The sequence below is a fragment of the Pseudomonas putida genome (assembly GCF_022627325.1).
In the GTDB taxonomy this organism is placed as follows: Bacteria; Pseudomonadota; Gammaproteobacteria; order Pseudomonadales; family Pseudomonadaceae; genus Aquipseudomonas; species Aquipseudomonas putida_X.
The window spans coordinates 1-321 of record NZ_JAETZZ010000050.1 but is presented as its reverse complement, the minus strand read 5'-3'; the positions used below and the strand labels follow the sequence as shown (position 1 = coordinate 321).

At 58.3% G+C, this 321-nt stretch carries 1 protein-coding gene; it reads left to right on the top strand.

Features of this window, described 5'->3' with window-relative positions; genetic code table 11:
* Positions 1-321, top strand: a 321-nt coding sequence (locus JNA92_RS25660; protein WP_241807226.1) for an immunoglobulin-like domain-containing protein, incomplete at both ends; no start/stop codon positions are given.

The following is a 321-nucleotide window of genomic DNA, read 5'->3' as shown; positions in this document are numbered from 1 at the left end:
CCACCGGTGGTGACTTCGAGAACCTCGCAGTGAATCCGGCTGAAGCCGTAACTAACGTCAGCGATACGCTCGATACCAGCACGGTGACCCTGACCGCCAATGCTTCAGTAGTCGAAGGTGGCGTGGTGACTTACACCGCCTCGGTATCGGCGCCTGTTACTGGTTCGCCGCTGGTCGTGACCCTGGCTAACGGCCAAACCATCACCATCGGCGTTGGCGAGTCGTCCGGTTCGGTCGACTTTGTTGCGCCGAACAACGTCTACAACACCAATGCGCCGCTGACCAACAGCATCACCAAGGTTGAAGGCGGTAATTACGAGA